Origin of the sequence: Flavobacterium chungangense LMG 26729 (genome assembly GCF_000735715.2) — a bacterium.
GTDB lineage: Bacteria > Bacteroidota > Bacteroidia > Flavobacteriales > Flavobacteriaceae > Flavobacterium > Flavobacterium chungangense.
This window is the reverse complement of the sequence record NZ_JASY01000011.1, coordinates 113,338-132,194: the sequence shown is the minus strand read 5'-3', so window position 1 is coordinate 132,194 and position 18,857 is coordinate 113,338. Positions and strand designations below refer to the sequence as shown.

Here is an 18,857-nt window from a genome sequence, read left to right as displayed (position 1 = left end):
TATAAATCGGTAGAAATGAATTTTTGCCGGAAGTGACAAATGTGTGGAAATTTACCAATGCTGTCATTTAATTTATTTTCAAAAAGTATTTTTAGGGATCAGATAGATTTTCTAAAAAAAGAAATAAAAAAAACAGCTCCATAACCACAAAGAGCTGTTTCTGAAAACAATTAAGTTTTAATCTTTTACTATCTAACCATTTTTATACAATTATTAAAATTGTAAACAGTTTTAACGAACGGCAACAGTTGCATTTTTAGCATAATTTGTTTTGTAAACTGATGAAATTGCTTTTGCAGACAAAACTGTTTTGTTATCTGTAATTGTAATTTCATGTCTTACTATTTTTATGCTGTCTTCTGCTTCAAGGAAATAAGTTCCTTCAGGAAATTCTTCCAGGCTAAATGTTCTTAAAATTCCATCTTTACCTGAAGCGCTTTCAGAATAAATTAGAGTACCGTCTTGATCGTAGATTGTTAATTTTGCTTTTTTTACATTGTTTAAAGCAAAAGTGATCAGTTTTCCGTTCGCTTTTAATACATGAAGATTGAAGTCTTCATTACCATCGATTGCATAAGTACTTGTTCCAAAAAGTACTGCTAATACTAAACTTAATTTTGAAATCTTTTTCATGACAATAGTTTTTAAATTATTAGTTCTAATTCTCTGATGCTAAATTACTTACGAAATATGTTATTTTGCATAACCCTATTTGCCGATATATGTGCTGTATTCTCATTTACGAAACCGTTATAGGTTAAAATTTAAATTATTATCACCGTTAACGTTAATTTGATTGTGATTTGATAATTTATTTAAATAATTGACAGGTATAAAAAAAGGGGGTATCTCGCTATTTATCAAAATATGGAACAAAAAAAACAGCTCAAGAACCACCAGGAGCTGTTTTAAAAACCGTTAAGTTTTAAACTTTACTAACTATCTAACTTCATTTTATACTTATGAAAGCATAAACTTTTTTAGCGTACTGCTACACTTGTATTGTTGGCAGAATAACCTGCTTTGTAAACTGATGAAATTGCTTTTGATGATAATGTTGCAACACCGGCTGTAATCGTAATTTCATGTTTTGTAGTTTTTACACTATCTTCTACTTCTAAGAAATAAGTTCCTTCCGGGAATTCTTCAAAGCTGAATGTTCTTAGGATTCCGCTTTTGCCGGAAGCACTTTCAGAATAGATAAGGTTACCATCTGTATCGTAGATTGATAAGTGTGCTTTTTTTACATTGTTTAATGCAAAAGTTACCTGGTTCCCGTTTCCTTTAATTACATGAAGAGCAAAATCTCCATTTCCATCAATTGCATAAGTACTTGTTCCAAAAAGTACTGCACATACTAAACTTAATTTTAATGTCTTTTTCATGATGTATATTTTTAAATTATTTCTTCTTATTTGATACTGCTAAATTACTTCAACTATACGGTAATGTGTACAACTCTGTTTGCTGATATATGTGCTGTATTCTCATTTACGAAACCGTTATAGGTTAAAATTTGAATTATAATTATCGTTAACGTTAATTTGATTGTTATTTGATAATTTATTTAAATGAATGACAGTATTGAAAAAGATGCTGATTTATGCTATTTATAAAAAATATTGAACTGAAAAAAAAGCAAAAAAAAACAGCTCAAGAACCACCAAGAGCTGTTTTGAAAACCGTTAGGTTTTAAACTTTACTAACTATCTAACCTCATTTTTATACTTATGAAAGCATAAACTTTTTTAGCGTACTGCTACGCCTGTATTATTGCCAGAAATTTCTGTTTTATAAACTGATGATATTGCTTTAGATGATAAAACTATCTTGTTATAAGTAACAGTGATTTCATGTTTTGTTGTTTTTTCTTTATCTTCTATCTTTAATATGTAAGTTCCTTCCGGAAAATCTTCAAATGTGATTTTTTTTAGGATTCCATCTTTTCCTGAAGCTTTTTCAGAATAAAGTACAGTACCATCCTGATCGTATATCATTAATTTTGCTTCATTTACATTTAATCCAAAAGTAACTTCATTACCTTTTTCTTTAATTACATGAAGAGAAGAATCTTCATTTCCGTCGATTGCATAAGTACTTGTTCCAAAAAGTACTGCACATACTAAACTTAATTTTAATGTCTTTTTCATGATATATTTTTTTAGATTATTTCTTATAATTCTATACTGCTAAATTACTTCAACTGTAGGGTAAAGAGCACAACTGTATTTGCTATTATATATGCTGTATTCTCATTTACGAAACCGTTATATGTTAAAATTTGAATTATTCTTGGAGTTTTGGCGAATTTGATTATTATTTTTCAAAATATGTCTTTCAATTGTGAATATGATGCTCTATGGTTTGTTTTTATTTTAATTGTGTAATTTTTGTAGGAAAAAAATAGGACTATTATAATTTTTGGGCAGTTGATAATTCCTGAAAGTTTAATTTTGTACCTTCTAAAACATGTTTTATTGAAAATAAATAGTAAAAACAGGGAAAACAAGGGTAAAATGGCCAAAAATGGATTCTTCCGGATTTACTGTATCGATGCTGAATTAACAACTCTACCTGTTTAAAAATAGAATTTTATTTGTGGCTTCAAGTTTGCATGATTCCCATTCCAAAAGAAGGCATAAAAATAGATCAGGAATCGGTGAGAGGTTGTTGTGAAAAGATTTGATAATTTTATAAAGTATTTAGTTTCTTTTTTTTTTTAAATAATATTCAATGGTTTACATATAAAACACGAATACTAAATCTGGGTATTTAATAGTGAAAATATTTTTTTAGTAATTTTTTAAACTCCTTTTTCAAATAATTCCTTTTCACTTTTATTGTTTAAGAGAGTCAAATTCATTACTTTAATTTAACCTTTTTAATAACATTGATTTTTAAAATTAATGTCTAATTTTATTCTGTTAAAAACAATTCAGTTTTTTATTGAATACGATGTGTTATTCTTAGTTACGAAAGCGTTGTAGGTTAAAATTTGAATTTTTTTAGGTATTTTTGTTAAATTTGCACTTATTATTTAATCATTACGAAATGAAACCAATTGCCCCAGCTCTTGAAATAATATCAAACTCATACGGAAGCTCGTTTACTTACACTAAGCATGCTCAAAAGACTAATAGTAAATCCCATTTATTACATTACCACCCTGAAATTGAAATTGTTTTTGTTAATGGAGGAGCGGGAAAGAGACAAATAGGAAGTCATATTTCGTATTATACGAACGGTTCCCTGATTTTGATAGGTTCTAATTTGCCGCATTGCGGATTCACAAACGAAAAAACGGGTAATACAGATGAAACCGTAATTCATTTTAAACCTGATTTTCTGGGAGGTGATTTTTTTGGAATTCCTGAAATGAAAAAAATTCAACAACTTCTTGATCAGGCGAAAGCGGGAATAGCATTTGGAGGTGAAACTAAAAAAAGAATTGGAACTAAAATGGAATTAATGGAGAACAAATCTCCGTTTGAGCGTTTCCTGACTCTTTTGAGTATTTTAAAGGATTTAGCAACTTCAGAAGAATATACTGTTTTAAATGCAGATGGGTTTATACTCGAAATGCAGGTACCGGATAATGACAGGATTAATGTTGTGTTTAGTTATGTAAAAGATCATTTTCAGGAACCAATTTCAATAGACGAAGTCTCTAAATTGGTCAGTATGACCACGCCGTCTTTCTGTCGTTATTTTAAAAAAATATCAAATAAAACATTCACTGAATTCGTCAATGAGTACCGTTTGGTACATGCTTCCAAACTCCTGGCAGAGAAACCTATTAGTATAAATGAAGTATGTTATGAAAGCGGATTTAATAATTTCAGTCATTTCAGCAAGTCATTTAAACAATATACCGGTAAAAGTGCTTCAGAATACAGACAAGAGCATCGGGCGATGATCATGTAAACAGATTGTACTTATTTTTAATAGAAAACCATCAATTTGTTGATGGTTTTTTTATGCTGTTTTGGGATTATCTGATTCTTAAAAAGTATATTTATGTTCTTTTAAAAAAATAAAATCATGAAGTATTTTAAAATTTTACTATTTCTATGTGTACTGTCTTCCGGAATTTCGCATGCTGCAAAAGTAGATACGCTGCAAATTGCCAGTACGGCAATGAGTAAGACATACAAGGCTGCTATTGTGTTGCCTAATTCATATGCCAAAAGCAAATCGGCATTTCCGGTAATGTATTTATTGCATGGCGCTTACGGACATTTTGATGACTGGCTAAAAAAAACACCGGACAGTGAACTTGTAAAGAACTTAGCGGATCAGTATAATTTGATTATCGTAATGCCCGAAGGTGAAATATTTAGTTTTTATATCGACAGTCCGGTAAATACAGGAAGCCAGTTTGAAACCTTTGTGACTAAGGAAGTAATTCAGAAAGTAGACAAAACATACAGAACTATCGCGAATAAAAATGGGCGTGTCATTACCGGACTTTCTATGGGAGGCCATGGAGCATTGTACTTGTCTGCCAGAAATCCTGATTTATTTTGTGCAGCCGGAAGCATGAGTGGCGCAGTTGATATGAGTGTAATGCTCAATCGTGATTCTTCTGCTCAGGTTCTTAAATTAATTGAACCTGTTTTTGGCGACAAGAGTAATGATATAAAAATGTATGAGCAGCATGCGGTATTAAATATGATAGACAAAATAAAAGCCAATAAGCTGCCATTGATTATCGACTGTGGTATAGATGATTTTTTAATTGAGCCAAATAAGGAATTGCACAGAAGATTGGTATATAATAAGGTAGAACACGATTATACTGAAAGACCGGGAGCGCACACCTGGGAATATTGGGAAAATGCGTTACCATTTCATGTATTATTTTTTAATAAAATAGTGCTTAAAAATCAGGTAGTTGTAGGGAAATAATAAAAAAATAATGCCAAAAGGCATTCAATTATTTTTTTTGGTTTGATTTTTGGAATACCTTTAAGTATAAACTTTAAATATAAAAAATTATGAAAAAGATATTGATACTTTTTGCAGTTGTTGGATTAACAGTATTTTCAAGCTGTGAAGGACCAGAAGGGCCTCCGGGACTTCCAGGGCCAGCTGCAGATGTTTTTGAAGTTGAAAAAGTAAATTTTAATGCGACTGCTAGTTCTGATTTTTATTTCAATTTTAAAACACGCATCTATCCGGGTGATGTAGTTTTAGTGTATAGATATGCTGGATTTTCTCCGACTACTAATTTAGATGTTTGGGCAATTCTTCCTGATTCTCACTATTACACAGACGGAGGTTTTCATTTTGGCTATAAATTTGATTTTACTCAAGATAATGTTAGGATTTATACAGAAGGATTGGATTTAGTTGCAAATCCAATACCAGCAGATTTTAGGACTAATCAAATATTTCGTATTGTAGTTATTCCTGGTAATAATCCTATAGTTACTACTGCCAAATCTGTAAATAAAGCTGACTATTCAAATTATTATGAAGTTATAAAGAAATATAATATTGATGATAGTAACGTTCAGAAATTAAACTAAGTAGTTTAGTTTGAAAAACAAAAAAAGGAAATCATTATTATGATTTCCTTTTTTTATACATTTCTTCCATTATTGTTTAATAAATGCTCTTTGAATTGTGCCTAAATGTTCATTTTCAATTGTAATGAAATAAGTTCCGGCTATAAAATTGCTAACATCGATACTTATTGACCTTGGATTTAAAACTGAAAAATCATTTGAATTTACTATCGTTCCCATAATATTATGAATTATTACTTTCGCATCTGATATATCGACAGTACACTCAATTGTCAAAATAGAAGATGTTGGATTTGGATATACTTTGATGTAAGGTGTAGAAGCTGCTCCATTTAAATAAGTTTCATTGCTATAACTTGTAGCTGTTCCATTAATTAATTTGGTTGTTACAACAGAGTAATTAATGGTGACAACTCTTCTATATTTATATGATGATTCGAATGCATACCCGCCTCTTGTGTTAAAAACAACTTTAAGTGGTTGTGAAGGAAGATAGTCTTTAGATCTAGCACCAGAAATATCCGACCAAATTGAAGTAGGATAAACTCCTGTTGTACTTTGGCTTTGCCACTGATAAGTTATTGATTTAATTTTGAAATTTTGGCCTTCTCGTATAGGTTTGTCAACAATCACCGTGGACCCTATGATCGTTTGCGGATCTTCAAAATTAGTTGGAGTTTCAATCTTTAAAATCTGGTCACAACAAATTGTATTATTAAAACGTAATCCTCTAACTAAAACATTTATTTCATTGCTAACTCTTGAGACGTTTTTATAGATTGCAATTCTTCTAATCAAATAATTGGTATCTTCAGTATTTGAAAGTTGTGATGGATCGGAAAAATTCAAATAACCATAAATTTCATTTGGAATAGTTATCCAAGGGTTAGATGCTAATTTATTATTTTTATATTCCCATCTATAGCTATCAACATCTGTTATGTTGTCACCTCTCTGATTTATGTGTGAAGGATCCTGCATCATATTTAAATTTACTTTAGAGGAAAATCCATATAGATTTAATGTTTTTACATTTGATAATTCATAATATCCATCAGAATTTGATACATCATTAGTAGTAATTGTGTTAGTAAGTATTGGAGAAGGCAATACTTTTATTTTTATAGTATTGCTTTTATTTACAGGTTCAAAATTGTGATAATAGCCTAGATTTCTTTTAATCGTAATATCTCCTGGCTCAGTTATGTAATCAATAGTTAAAGTCTTATTAATGTTATCAAAGATTATAGGTGAGCGAGCAGTGGTTTCCCAAACACTTGCGATTCCATATGGCAAAGTATCATAAGGATTTAAATATTGAGAGCCAGTTATTTGTTCAGGTTTTTCTCCTAATCTAATCGTTTGATCGCAGCATATCGTATTGGCAATGTTTTTTGGGTTAGGAGCGTCTTTTGGAGGATTTAAATTTGTTCCTGTATTTACAGTAGAATTTTTAATAACTGTAATATTTGAGCTCTTGTATGCGGTACCATTATTATATTCTGCATATATAAAACCTCCTGAAGTTAAAAAATCAGACCAGTTCAATTCTATAACAAAGCTTCTCGTGGCAACATTTCCTCCACCAAAATATAACGCTCCGCCGTCGCCACCATTAGTAACATTTGATCCTAATGCAGTGCCTCTTGAAAAGTAAATTTTTATTGTGCCTTGATTACCCGCGGCAGCTGACGATGGAACATCAACTTTTACAGATAATGAAACAGTAGTGGTAGGTACGGATCCTAAATTAATAGAGCCACCACTGTACCCCATTCCGTTAATAAGTGTTGGGCTGATTGTAACTTTTTGTCCAAACATTGAAACATTTAATAAGAGCAATAAAACGAGATGAATGTAATTTTTTCTCATGATAAAATTTATAATTTATAATGAGGTAAAAATAGGTTTTTAAAGACGTATATTCCTATATTTTTATATTTATTTGAAAGTTTTTATTTTCAATAATTCTTAATCTAAATCCGTAAGTTCTTTTTCTTTTCCAAATTTTAAAGAAACCAAAATTCCAACTAAAAGTGAAAGGGCAATAAATCCTAAAGAAGCCCATTCCGGAACTTGTATATAATCATGTAGCAGCATTTTTAATCCTACGAAAGCTAAAATAGCAACTAAACTATATTCCAGATAACTGAATTTTGCCAGTATATTGGCTAAAAAGAAATACATAGAACGCAATCCTAAAATGGCGAAAATATTAGAGCTAAATACCAAAAACGGGTCTGATGTAATGGCGAGAATTGCCGGAACACTGTCAACGGCAAATAAAACATCCATAACTTCAATTACTATTAAAGCAACAAATAGGGGAGTTGCAGCTTTTTTTGTAGTTTTAGTTGTAACGAAAAAATTTTCTCCGTCCATTTCGGATGTAATGGGAATAATTTTTCCTAGTGTTTTGTATACAAAAGAATCTTTTGGATGAAAATCTTCATCTTCTCCTGAAAACAGCATTTTTATAGCGGTAAAAATCAGGAAAATTCCAAATATATAAGTTGTCCAGCTAAATTTATTGATGAGCAAAACACCAAAGAAAATCATCAGGCCACGAAAAACAATTGCTCCCAGAATTCCCCAGAATAAAACACGATGCTGGTATTTTTGAGGTATTTTGAAAGAAGCAAAAATGATGGCGATTACAAAAATGTTATCAACGCTTAACGAAAGTTCTATTAAATATCCTGTAATGAACTTCATTGAAGCAACCGCAGGTTTTAGATTATCCGGGTTTGCAATGTAATTTGTTGTATATAGCCAGTAAATAACTCCTGAAAAAAGAAATGACAATGTTATCCAAATCAATGTCCATTTGCTGGCTTCTTTGGTGCTAATGATATGCGGTGTTTTGTTGAATACACCTAAATCCAAGGCAAGAATAAAAATAACAGATAATAAAAATAAAGTCCAGACTATCATAATGCTCTGTATTTAAAGTGTATATACAAAGATAGGTCTTGAAGTTTAACTTAAAAAGTTAATTTTATAAGAATGTTCCTTTTGAAGTGCTTGATTTGTTGCGTAGAAAATAGAAATGTTAAGGTTTTTAATCGTTCTATCTATAAAGGAGAGAAGTTAAAAAGTTTGTCGAAGTGGTGAATAAAAAAAGTGCCATCGTAATGATGGCACTTTTAGAATATAAATTAAGCTTTGAATTATAGCGCTGATTTTACAGTTTTGATAATTCTTGCGGCAATTTTGTATGGATCACCGTTTGAAGCTGGTCTTCTGTCTTCCAACCATCCTTTCCATCCTTTTTGAACAGTAATTAGAGGAATTCTGATTGAAGCTCCTCTATCTGAAATTCCGTAAGAGAAATCATGGATAGAAGCAGTTTCGTGTTTACCAGTTAAACGTTGGTCGTTGTAAGCTCCGTAAACTGCAATGTGCTCAGCAGTAACAGGACGGAAAGCTTCACAGATTCTTTCGTAAGTAGCCTGGTCTCCACATGTTCTTAAGATGTTATTTGAGAAGTTAGCATGCATACCTGAACCATTCCAGTCTGTATCTCCTAGTGGTTTTGGGTGGTATTCAATATAGTAACCATATTTTTCAGTTAAACGATCTAATAGGTAACGGGCAACCCAGATTTCGTCTCCGGCTTTTTTAGCACCTTTAGCGAATAATTGGAATTCCCATTGTCCACAAGCAACCTCCTGGTTAATACCTTCAAAGTTGATTCCTGCAGCGATACATAAATCAGCATGCTCTTCTACTAATTTTCTTCCGTGAGTGTTTTTTCCACCTACAGAACAGTAGTACATACCTTGTGGAGCAGGATAACCTCCAACAGGGAAACCTAATGGCAATAAAGTTTTAGTATCCATGATGAAATACTCTTGTTCAAAACCAAACCAGAAATCATCATTATCATCATCAATTGTAGCTCTTCCGTTAGAAGGGTGTGGAGTTCCGTCAGCGTACATAACTTCAGACATTACTAAGTATCCATTAATACGAGTTGGATCCGGATAGATTGCAACTGGAACTAATAAACAGTCAGAAGAACCGCCTTCAGCTTGTTTTGTTGATGAACCATCAAATGACCAGTTTCCAAGTTCTTCTAATGTTCCTTTGAAATTTTCGTGCTCTTCAACTTTAGTTTTACTTCTAAGATTTTGAGTTGGTTCGTATCCATCTAACCAAATGTACTCTAACTTAATTTTAGCCATAATAATATAAATTAATTTTTTTTGTTTTTTCGCTGGGTCAAATATAGATTTATTTTTTAAGTCGTAAAAATTAGGGGGTGTATTTTGTTTCAATAGATATAATTTTTTACATAAGCGCAATTTAGACAGGGGTATATTTAAAAAATAGCAATTTTTTAATGTTTTAAATATAAATTCGTAATAAACACCTTTGTTTTTTAAATTTATTTCTATCCAAATTATGAAAAATTGTTGATTTCCTTAGTAATATTCGTATGTTTTGTTATATTTTTTAAAAAGCGTTTCAGAATTCTTTACAAAATGAACCTTTTATTGCTAAAATGCTTTTCAAAAATCTAAAACTTATGATCAAAAAAGGCTTTTTTATTCTTTATATTTGTTCTTCTTTATTTAATCAAAATTAGTACGAATTTTAAAATTATATACATGTCAACACTACGTTTTCAAGCCTTAAAGGAAGCTTCTTCAAGAAAGCCGGTACATTTTGAAGAAATTGACAGAAAGTCAACTATTTTTGGGGCGAATGTTTTTAATGAAAAAGCGATGAAGCAATATTTAACTTCAGATGCTTTTAAAGGAGTGAGGGATGCCATTCAGCACGGAACTAAAATAGACAGAAAGCTGGCAGATTACATTGCCATGGGAATGAAAGAATGGGCTCTTGTAAAAGGAGTTACACATTATACGCATTGGTTTCAGCCGCTTACCGGAACTACAGCAGAAAAACACGATGCATTTTTTGATATATCATATGACGGAAGCGACCCTGTAGAGAAATTTGGAGGAGCACAATTGGTACAGCAGGAGCCTGATGCATCAAGTTTTCCAAATGGCGGAATCAGAAATACATTTGAAGCCAGAGGATATACAGCATGGGATCCGACTTCTCCTGCTTTTATCTACGGAACAACTTTATGTATTCCTACCGTATTTATTGCTTACACAGGAGAGGCTTTAGATAATAAGATTCCGTTGTTAAGAGCTTTATCTGCAATGGATGAAGCAGCAACAGAAGTTTGTAAATATTTTGACAAAAACGTAAAAAAAGTAACAGCTACTTTAGGCTGGGAGCAAGAATACTTTTTGATTGACAAAGCCTTGGCAAATTCCCGTCCTGATTTAATGATGACCGGAAGAACCTTATTAGGACATACATCTGCAAAAGGACAACAGTTAGACGATCATTATTTCGGATCCATTCCAACACGTGCCTTAACTTATATGAGAGATTTAGAGCAGGAATGTATGTTATTAGGAATTCCGGTAAAAACGCGTCATAACGAAGTAGCACCAAATCAATTTGAATTGGCTCCAATATTTGAAGAAACCAATCTTGCTGTCGATCATAATTCTTTGTTGATGGATGTTATGCAAAAAGTAGCAGAGCGTCATGATTTTAAAGTTCTATTTCACGAAAAACCTTTTAAAGGCGTAAATGGTTCAGGAAAGCATAATAACTGGTCACTGGCAACAGATACAGGAGTTAATTTATTGAGTCCGAGTAAAACGCCAATGAGTAATTTACAGTTTTTAACGTTTTTTATTAATACCATAAAAGCAGTTAACGATTACGAAACCTTGTTAAGAGCTTCTATTGCAACAGCCAGTAATGACCATAGGTTAGGCGCAAATGAAGCGCCTCCGGCAATTATTTCGGTTTTTATTGGTGAGCAGTTGACAAAAGTTTTAACGGAACTGGAAAGTGTAACCACTGGTAAATTATCTCCAGAAGAAAAAACAGATTTAAAACTAAACGTGGTTGGTAAAATTCCGGATGTTCTTTTGGATAATACCGACAGAAACAGAACGTCACCGTTTGCTTTTACAGGAAATAAATTCGAATTCAGGGCTGTTGGTTCAAATTCGAACTGTTCGAATGCAATGACTACCCTAAATGCTATTGTAGCCAAGCAATTAAAGGATTTTAAAATTGAAGTAGATACTTTGATTGATACCAAAGGTTTGAAAAAAGATGAAGCAATTTTCAATGTTTTAAGGGAGTACATCAAACAATCTAAAAAAATACTTTTTGAAGGAGACGGCTATAGTGATGCCTGGGAAAAAGAAGCAGCCAAAAGAGGTTTAAGCAACTTTAAAACTACTCCGGAAGCCATTAAAGCCAAAGTTTCTAAACAAGCTTTAGATTTATTTGCCGAATTAGGAATTTTGAATCATGTTGAAGCAGAAGCTCGTTATGAAATAGAATTGGAGGAGTACACTAAAAAGATTCAGATTGAAGGAAGAGTTTTGGGAGATATTTCAAAAAATCATGTTATTCCAACCGCAATACGTTACCAAAATACCTTAATTGAAAATGTAAAAGGCCTAAAAGAAATTTTTGGAAATGAATTTGAAACTATTGCTAAAGAACAAATTATTCTGATCAAGGAAATTTCAGGTCATATAGAAGGTATCAGTTCAAAAGTGGAGGCTATGACAAACGAAAGAAGAACAGCAAACCAATTAACAGATGCTCAAAAAATGGCTGAGGCCTATTGTAATAAAGTAATACCTTATTTTGAGGATATACGTAATCATTGTGATAAATTGGAATTATTGGTTGATGATGAAAGCTGGACTTTAACTAAATACAGAGAGCTTTTGCTTACGAAATAGAATAATTTCTGTAATATATAAATGCCTTTCCGTTTTGGAGAGGCATTTTTTTTATGTTTAGAGGTAACAATTGTAAATAGAATCTGATATAAGTGTGTATATACAACTTTATTAACCTCAAAATATTTTATTATGAAAACAATTGTACATCTAATTACGGGATTGTTCCTTTTAATGTGTGGATCTGTTTCTGCACAAAAATATCAGGACACATTAATAACGGTCAAAAATGTCAGACTGCATTACGAATATGATATGAGCTGGACTAAAGAAGTTAAAGCGAGAAACATTGAACAATTTATTAAAAATCAATCAGAACCCTCGATTAAATCTTCTACAAAAATTCAGTCTATTTTACAGAATATAGAGTTATCAAAAGAGCCATGTGTTAATTCCGGATTTGAAAGTGGTTACAGCGGATGGACCGGTTTGAGCCTGAAACACGGAGTTACGACACTTCCTATTGAAAATGGCTTAACACTAAATCCGGGTGTTTTATCCTTACCTTTTACTGGTACGGCATCTGGACAAAACTTCACTTCTATCGAAACAACAGGAACAGATGCTCTTTTATTGGCTTCCAGTCCTTCTTTTTCAATGTCTAAAACTGCTCCGGGATCCTCAGGCACACAATCAATTCGTTTAGGAAATGATCAGCCGGGTTATGGTGCAGAAGGGATTGCCAAGCGTTTTGTGGTAACGGCAGCAAATGCAAAATACTATTTTCAATATGCCTTGGTAATGGATAGAAGCCATTCAAATGCAGATGGGAGCGTAAATGGTTCTGAAGTCTTTTTTGTTGCAGAAGCTGTAGATATGGCCGGAGTAACTGTTGATAAAATGGTGGATATTGCTGCTCCGTCTAACCCATTTATCAGTGCAACTAATGCTCCAGGTGAGGGAATAAAATATTACAGAGACTGGCGTTGCGCCTATCTGGACTTATCAAGCCATATTGGAAGAGAAGTAGTAATTATGTTTATAAACTCAGATTGTTCTGCTGGCGGTCATAATGGATATACCTATATTGATGATACCTGTATGAGTTGTAAAAATACTTCAGAGGGCGTTATTGATTTAGATTTAAAAGGACATGATTGTATAAAACCGAAACAAACTTTTAATGGAACATTTACTGTTCCTGCAGCGGCAACCAATGTTCAGATCAGTTTTGAAATTTATCAAAACGGAACATTATTGAATACTTTAGCGGCGTCCACAATTTCAGGCTCTAATTATTCAGTTGATGTAGCAGCAACAGATTTCCCAAATCAGACACCGGCGACTTGTTATGACGTAGTAGCAAAACTGACCTTTAATTTAGTGGACTTAAACGGAAACGTACAAACAGTTGTTCAGTATTCTGCAAATCCGGTTTTAGGAGTGCAATACGGACAAACGGCGGGTTTTGATAATGACATCTGTTTCTGTATTAATAATTTAGGCGCCTATTGTTGTGATTCTGAGAATTTGGTTGTGAACGGTAATTTTGAAGCTGGAAATACAGGTTTTACCAGCGCCTATACTCTGGATGCATCTACTTATCCGGGACAATATAATGTAACGAATTCTTCAGCAGCTTTTGGAGCAACAGTAACCGATCATTCGTTTTGTGTTGATCCTGTAACGTATGCTTCAAATGATAATTATTTGACGGTAAACGGAAAAACACAGCAATCCGGCTCTTCTGTAGTTTGGGAGCAAACAATAACAGGATTAAGAAGAGGAGAAAAGTATCGTTTCTGTGCTAATTTCAAAAACATGAAGCAATGTACTTTTGATATTCTTCCGAAAGTCAGAATAGAAGCAGGGTCTACAACTTCAGCGCTATTTACAGTAAATGTGGCGACAGCTAATGCTTGTGACTGGCAAAATGCAGATGTAGTTTTCACGGCAACAGGAACCAGCGAAACCGTTCGGATTTATTTAGACGAAACTGGTAATGGTGACGGAAATGACTTAGCAATAGATGATATTTATGTTGGTACTTTGGGTGATCCGGGACTTGCGATTACCGTACAGCACAATGGCACAAACAATGCAATTATTGCATCGGTTAACAGTATTGCAACGTCAGATGACAGTATTAAAGGAAATTGCAGAAAATACCACTGGTATGTAGCCGAGGTAACTTCGTATCCTTCTGTCGTGATTAACTGGAGTACTTTTGCACACGGAAATAATGCGGGAAGCAATCTGCCTCCATTTGCGGGAACCTCATCGGCTACAACATGGGATTTGACCACTACTTTCCCTGGTTATACTTTTGCAAATAATAAATTGTATATAATTGGAATGTACACACCTGAATGTGATTGTTATGATAGTGGTTTTACGTACCAATTGACCTTTAACACTACAGCTAAATCCGCAAATGCTGCCGGTATTACAGAAGAGCAAAAAGCAGAAATTATTGATGCTATCCTAAATGGATTAAAGCCAGGAAAAACAGATTCTTCGGATACAGATAATTTGGGTACAGAAACCAAAGATAATGTTCAGCTTTATCCTAATCCTGTAATGAATGAATTGACCGTTTCAGCTTTAAACGAGGTAATTACAGAAGTAGTTATTTCAGATTCGGCGGGTAAAATAGTTAAAAAACAATCTTTCAGATCTCAGAATAGTATTGAAAAAATCAATGTTTCAAGCTTAACTCAGGGACTTTATTTTGTTAAAGTAATAAGTGATAAAAATACCTATTTATCTAAATTGATTAAAGATTAAAACATTTAGTTTTATTATAAAATGGGCTATCTATAATTCTTTAGATAGCCCATTTTTCTTATGAAATGCAAAATCATTATTTATAGTGATTCCCTTCGTTTTGTTAAAAATTACATTTGCTCACATAATGTTTTTTATAATATAATCATATGTATTTACAGTTTAGAAATGTAGTTTCAAAAAGCATTTTGGCATAAATAAATCTGGTACATAGTAACAGAAGGAAAAATAAATAGTTGTGACATTACCCCAAATACTACCCATTAACTAATAAAATTAATTTATGAATTACAGTAAACCGATTTTCTTTTCCTTTCTTTTTTTTCTCATTGGAATCTCCGTATTTTCACAAGGAGCTACTGAAGGAAATAATGATTCTAAAACCTTTGCAACTGCAAATAGTTACAGTTGGAAGATTGACCCTGACCACAGAACGGGTCAAAAATTGCCCATGCGGCTTATATATCCCAGACCAGATGCAGAAACTCCTGTTTATGCATTGCACAGAAAAGCAAGTTCTAAATGGACATATAAAACAAGAATTTGTATTCAGGGTGGCGAAGCACCTTTTAAATATGAACTAATTTCGGGACCGGCTTCAGCTACTATTGTAGGTGAAACGGATCGTACTCAGGATCCTGTTACCGGACTTATTTCTCACAAAATACCAACAGATTACGCTACAGTTTTCTGGACAAATCCAGGTAATGCTGGTACTTTTTATGTAAAAGTAACTGATCAGTCAGGAGCAGTTACAGATGTTAAATGGACAGTACAAACTGATGAATCAGCCTTTGTGATTCTCGATCAGGAGAACGGAAATGATGCAAACGCAGGAACATGGAATAGTCCGTTAGCAAGTATTCCCGCAGGATTATGGAAAAATAGTGACACTGATGCTACTTATGCAAATAAAATAGCTGTTTTTAAAAAAGGAACTTATCCTGTATACAGCAAAACATACAATACAGATTGTTCTATTAATGCAGGCGTAAAACCAAGATCTTTTCTGGCAGTTGAAAACGGTGTTGTTTTCGATACAAATGGAGGGCATTTTTATGTAAATACGGGTGATGTAGCTTTTGTTGGTATTGAATTTAGAGGATCCAAAACGAATGTCGAAAATAACAGAATTATACAAGTATCTGAAAAAGATTCAAATTACTTGTTCTGGAACCTGAAGTTTAGTAATCAAACCGATGGAAGAGTAGCTAATGACAATCCATCCTGTATTGTATTTATGGACGACAATGTATATAGTCATAATATAGCAGTTGTAGATTGCGAATTACTGCCTACATCTGCTATACAGCTCATCTGTACTTTTGCTTGTGATGGAATACTTGTAGAAAACAATAAGGTTACTAATGTCAATCAGTCATTATCAAACGGCTCAACTTTTATTCATATTAAGGATGACTCAAAAAATGTAACCGTTCGGTTTAATCAGCTTTCTGGTAAAGCCCCATCCGGCATCATCAGAATGAGCAACCAACAACATGCAGGGATGCTTGCTTTTAATCAGGAAGTTTGTTATAATTTTTTGAAATCAGATATAATAGAGTGGGAAGCAGGTTTGATTATTTGGAATCAAAATGCTACAGAAACCAATAATGCCAGTAATACACATTGTTACAGAAACACAATTGTTTGCCCGAATTTTGCCGTTTCTACAAGATCATGGAACGGAGGTGATAAAGTAAAACTTTCAGGGAATGCTTATGTTTCTGCAAATTTTTTATTTGGAGGCGTAGGATATGAAGAGATAGCTCCGGTAAATGTTAAACTTCTGGCCACAGATCTTAATTCTGATGGAACAATCAATAATTCTGCAGGTAAACGGGCTTTGTATGCCGGGAAAAATGGATTCGAAATTCTATCGGTTCAGGATCCGGTTTTATCTGTAGCCACAAATACTTTAAAAAAGTTCAACGTGTATCCAAATCCATGGAAGGATAAAAATTTGACAATTGAAGGACTGGATGATTCTTCAAATACTATTATTAAAATTTTAAACCTGCAAGGACAATTATTATATCAGACACAAACTAAAAGTGATGATTTTAAAATAGATAGATCAATTTTGAAATCAAGTGGAACTTATATACTGTGCGTAAGTCAGAATTCAAGAACAGAAACTTTTAAGATTATGGTTCCATAATTTAGTTAAGATGATAATCTTCCTGCGATACTTTAATTTTTTTAAATATCGCAGGTTTATAAATCAAGTGTTCCAATCTAATTTCAATTTTTATTTAATGAAAAATATTGTACTAGCTTTATTTCTGTCTTTTAGTATTTCAAATTACGGTCAATACACCAAGATTCCTGATGTAAATTTTGAAAAAAAACTCATATCCTTAGGAATCGATAGCGGAAATCCTGATTCCAGAGTTTTAACCACGGCTGTTACAGCTGTAACCTCACTGTCTGTAGACAATAGCAGCATAGCAGACTTAACAGGGATTGAAGCTTTTACGGCACTAAAGGAGCTTTATTGTTATTATAATTCATTAGAAAGTCTGGATCTTTCAAAAAATACCAACTTAACTATTTTGCAGTGTTATAACAACAGTTTGAATAATTTGAATGTTACAAAAAATGTAAGTTTGAATTATTTAGATTGTTCAGGGAATAATTTAAAAAGTCTGGATGTTTCTGCTAATAATGAATTGAAGACACTGCAATGTGTTTTAAATCAAATTACAAATATAACATTACCTCAAAATGGTATTCTGGAAGAACTGCTATGTCACAGAAACCTATTAAATACGTTAGATTTGTCAAAATCGGCAAAACTGCTCAATCTATCTTGTTACACTAATAATTTGTCAAGTTTAGATGTTTCAACTGCTACTTTGCTAAAAAGACTGGACTGTTCTAAAAACCAATTAACCGCTATAAATATTTCTAATAATACCCAATTAGATTATGTAGTGCTGGGAAATAATACATTAAAAAGCATAGATGTCAGCGGCTGTAAAATGTTAACCTATCTGAGCTGTCCAACAAATGAATTGGTAAGTCTGGATGTTTCGCAAAATTTGATGCTGAAAAATTTATCCTTTTCATCAAATCTGCTTACTTCAATCAATATTTCTAAGAATGACAAGCTCGAAACATTACAATGTAATTTAAATAAACTGAGTGTTTTAGATATTCAGAATAATAGAGCTTTAATCAATTTAATCATTTCGAGTAATCAAATTACTGCTCTTGATGTTTCTAAACAATTAAATTTAAACCGATTAGAGTGCGGGGATAATCTATTGACAAGTCTTGATCTTTCTCAAAATAAGATTTTGGAATTTTTAAAATGTGAAAACAACAAACTAACCACATTGAATTTGAAGAATACAAATAATGCAAAAATTTCCTATTCGTTTAGTAATTATCCCAATTTTAAAAACAATCCTGATCTAAGCTGTATTTTAGTCGATAACCAAAGCTATTCTGATGCCAATTGGAATACTAAAAAAGACCAAACATCTAACTATTCAGAAAATTGTAGTCTTGGAACGGATAATTCGGTTTTTCAGAAAACAGTTCTTTACCCTAATCCAACCCGTGGTTTGCTTACTATTAAAAATGGAATTTTAGACAAAGTCATAGTATATAATGTTTTAGGACAATTACAAAAAACATTTGTGTTTTTAAACAATACTGAAGACCATACCATCGATTTATCTGAACTGACAAAAGGAGCTTATATAGTTGTTTTAGAAAAGGACAATAAAACAGCAAGGCGAAAAATTATCATCCATTAGAATTAGCAGGAAAATAGGGATTTTGAAAA

Annotated in this window: 13 protein-coding genes; 7 read left to right on the top strand and 6 right to left on the bottom strand. The window is 32.6% G+C overall.

The features are described 5' to 3' along the window. Positions 1–231 precede the first annotated feature (231 nt). The 3 genes from JE46_RS17600 to JE46_RS17590 form a co-directional block, all read right to left on the bottom strand. Positions 232–633, bottom strand: a complete 402-nt coding sequence (locus JE46_RS17600) for a secretion protein (RefSeq protein WP_031456597.1) — start codon at positions 631–633, stop codon at positions 232–234. A 347-nt stretch (positions 634–980) separates the two neighbouring features. Continuing rightward, complete coding sequence (locus JE46_RS17595; RefSeq protein WP_031456596.1) at positions 981–1,385, bottom strand: T9SS type A sorting domain-containing protein; 405 nt, start codon at positions 1,383–1,385, stop codon at positions 981–983. Positions 1,386–1,748: 363 nt separating this feature from the next. Next, positions 1,749–2,150 carry a T9SS type A sorting domain-containing protein gene (locus JE46_RS17590; protein ID WP_031456595.1) on the bottom strand — a complete coding sequence of 134 codons (402 nt, stop codon included), beginning with the start codon at positions 2,148–2,150 and terminating at the stop codon, positions 1,749–1,751. A gap of 901 nt (positions 2,151–3,051) precedes the next feature. Between JE46_RS17590 and JE46_RS17585 the strand changes: the two genes are divergently transcribed. From JE46_RS17585 to JE46_RS17575, 3 genes are all read left to right on the top strand, one after another. Then, on the top strand, positions 3,052–3,924 hold the full coding sequence (locus JE46_RS17585; RefSeq protein WP_031456594.1) for an AraC family transcriptional regulator: 873 nt from the start codon (positions 3,052–3,054) through the stop codon (positions 3,922–3,924). Between the two features lie 117 nt (positions 3,925–4,041). After that, entirely contained in the window at positions 4,042–4,908 is an 867-nt protein-coding gene (locus JE46_RS17580) for an alpha/beta hydrolase (RefSeq protein WP_031456593.1), read from the top strand. 89 nt (positions 4,909–4,997) lie between these two features. Then, a complete protein-coding gene (locus JE46_RS17575; RefSeq protein ID WP_051872920.1) occupies positions 4,998–5,531 on the top strand; it encodes a hypothetical protein in 534 nt (177 codons plus the stop codon). 69 nt (positions 5,532–5,600) lie between these two features. Here the strand turns inward: JE46_RS17575 and JE46_RS17570 are convergent, their stop codons facing one another. The 3 genes from JE46_RS17570 to JE46_RS17560 all read right to left on the bottom strand — a co-directional run bounded on the left by JE46_RS17570 (position 5,601) and on the right by JE46_RS17560 (position 9,718). Next, positions 5,601–7,403, bottom strand: a complete 1,803-nt coding sequence (locus JE46_RS17570) for a T9SS type A sorting domain-containing protein (RefSeq protein WP_035136767.1) — start codon at positions 7,401–7,403, stop codon at positions 5,601–5,603. Positions 7,404–7,502: 99 nt separating this feature from the next. Next, complete coding sequence (locus JE46_RS17565) at positions 7,503–8,465, bottom strand: TerC/Alx family metal homeostasis membrane protein (protein ID WP_031456590.1); 963 nt, start codon at positions 8,463–8,465, stop codon at positions 7,503–7,505. Between the two features lie 236 nt (positions 8,466–8,701). Beyond that, a complete protein-coding gene (locus tag JE46_RS17560; RefSeq protein ID WP_031456589.1) occupies positions 8,702–9,718 on the bottom strand; it encodes a glutamine synthetase beta-grasp domain-containing protein in 1,017 nt (338 codons plus the stop codon). Positions 9,719–10,144: 426 nt separating this feature from the next. On the opposite strand from JE46_RS17560, the gene JE46_RS17555 reads away from it, so the two are divergent. The 4 genes from JE46_RS17555 to JE46_RS17540 all read left to right on the top strand — a co-directional run bounded on the left by JE46_RS17555 (position 10,145) and on the right by JE46_RS17540 (position 18,828). Further along, positions 10,145–12,334, top strand: coding sequence for a glutamine synthetase III family protein (locus tag JE46_RS17555; protein WP_031456588.1), 2,190 nt, complete (start codon positions 10,145–10,147; stop codon positions 12,332–12,334). A 132-nt stretch (positions 12,335–12,466) separates the two neighbouring features. Further along, a complete protein-coding gene (locus JE46_RS17550; protein ID WP_083480900.1) occupies positions 12,467–15,061 on the top strand; it encodes a T9SS type A sorting domain-containing protein in 2,595 nt (864 codons plus the stop codon). A gap of 283 nt (positions 15,062–15,344) precedes the next feature. Beyond that, positions 15,345–17,222: a T9SS type A sorting domain-containing protein gene (locus JE46_RS17545; protein ID WP_031456586.1), complete on the top strand. Its 1,878-nt coding sequence runs from the start codon at positions 15,345–15,347 to the stop codon at positions 17,220–17,222. A gap of 97 nt (positions 17,223–17,319) precedes the next feature. Further along, positions 17,320–18,828, top strand: coding sequence for a leucine-rich repeat domain-containing protein (locus tag JE46_RS17540; RefSeq protein ID WP_051872919.1), 1,509 nt, complete (start codon positions 17,320–17,322; stop codon positions 18,826–18,828). Positions 18,829–18,857 lie beyond the last annotated feature (29 nt).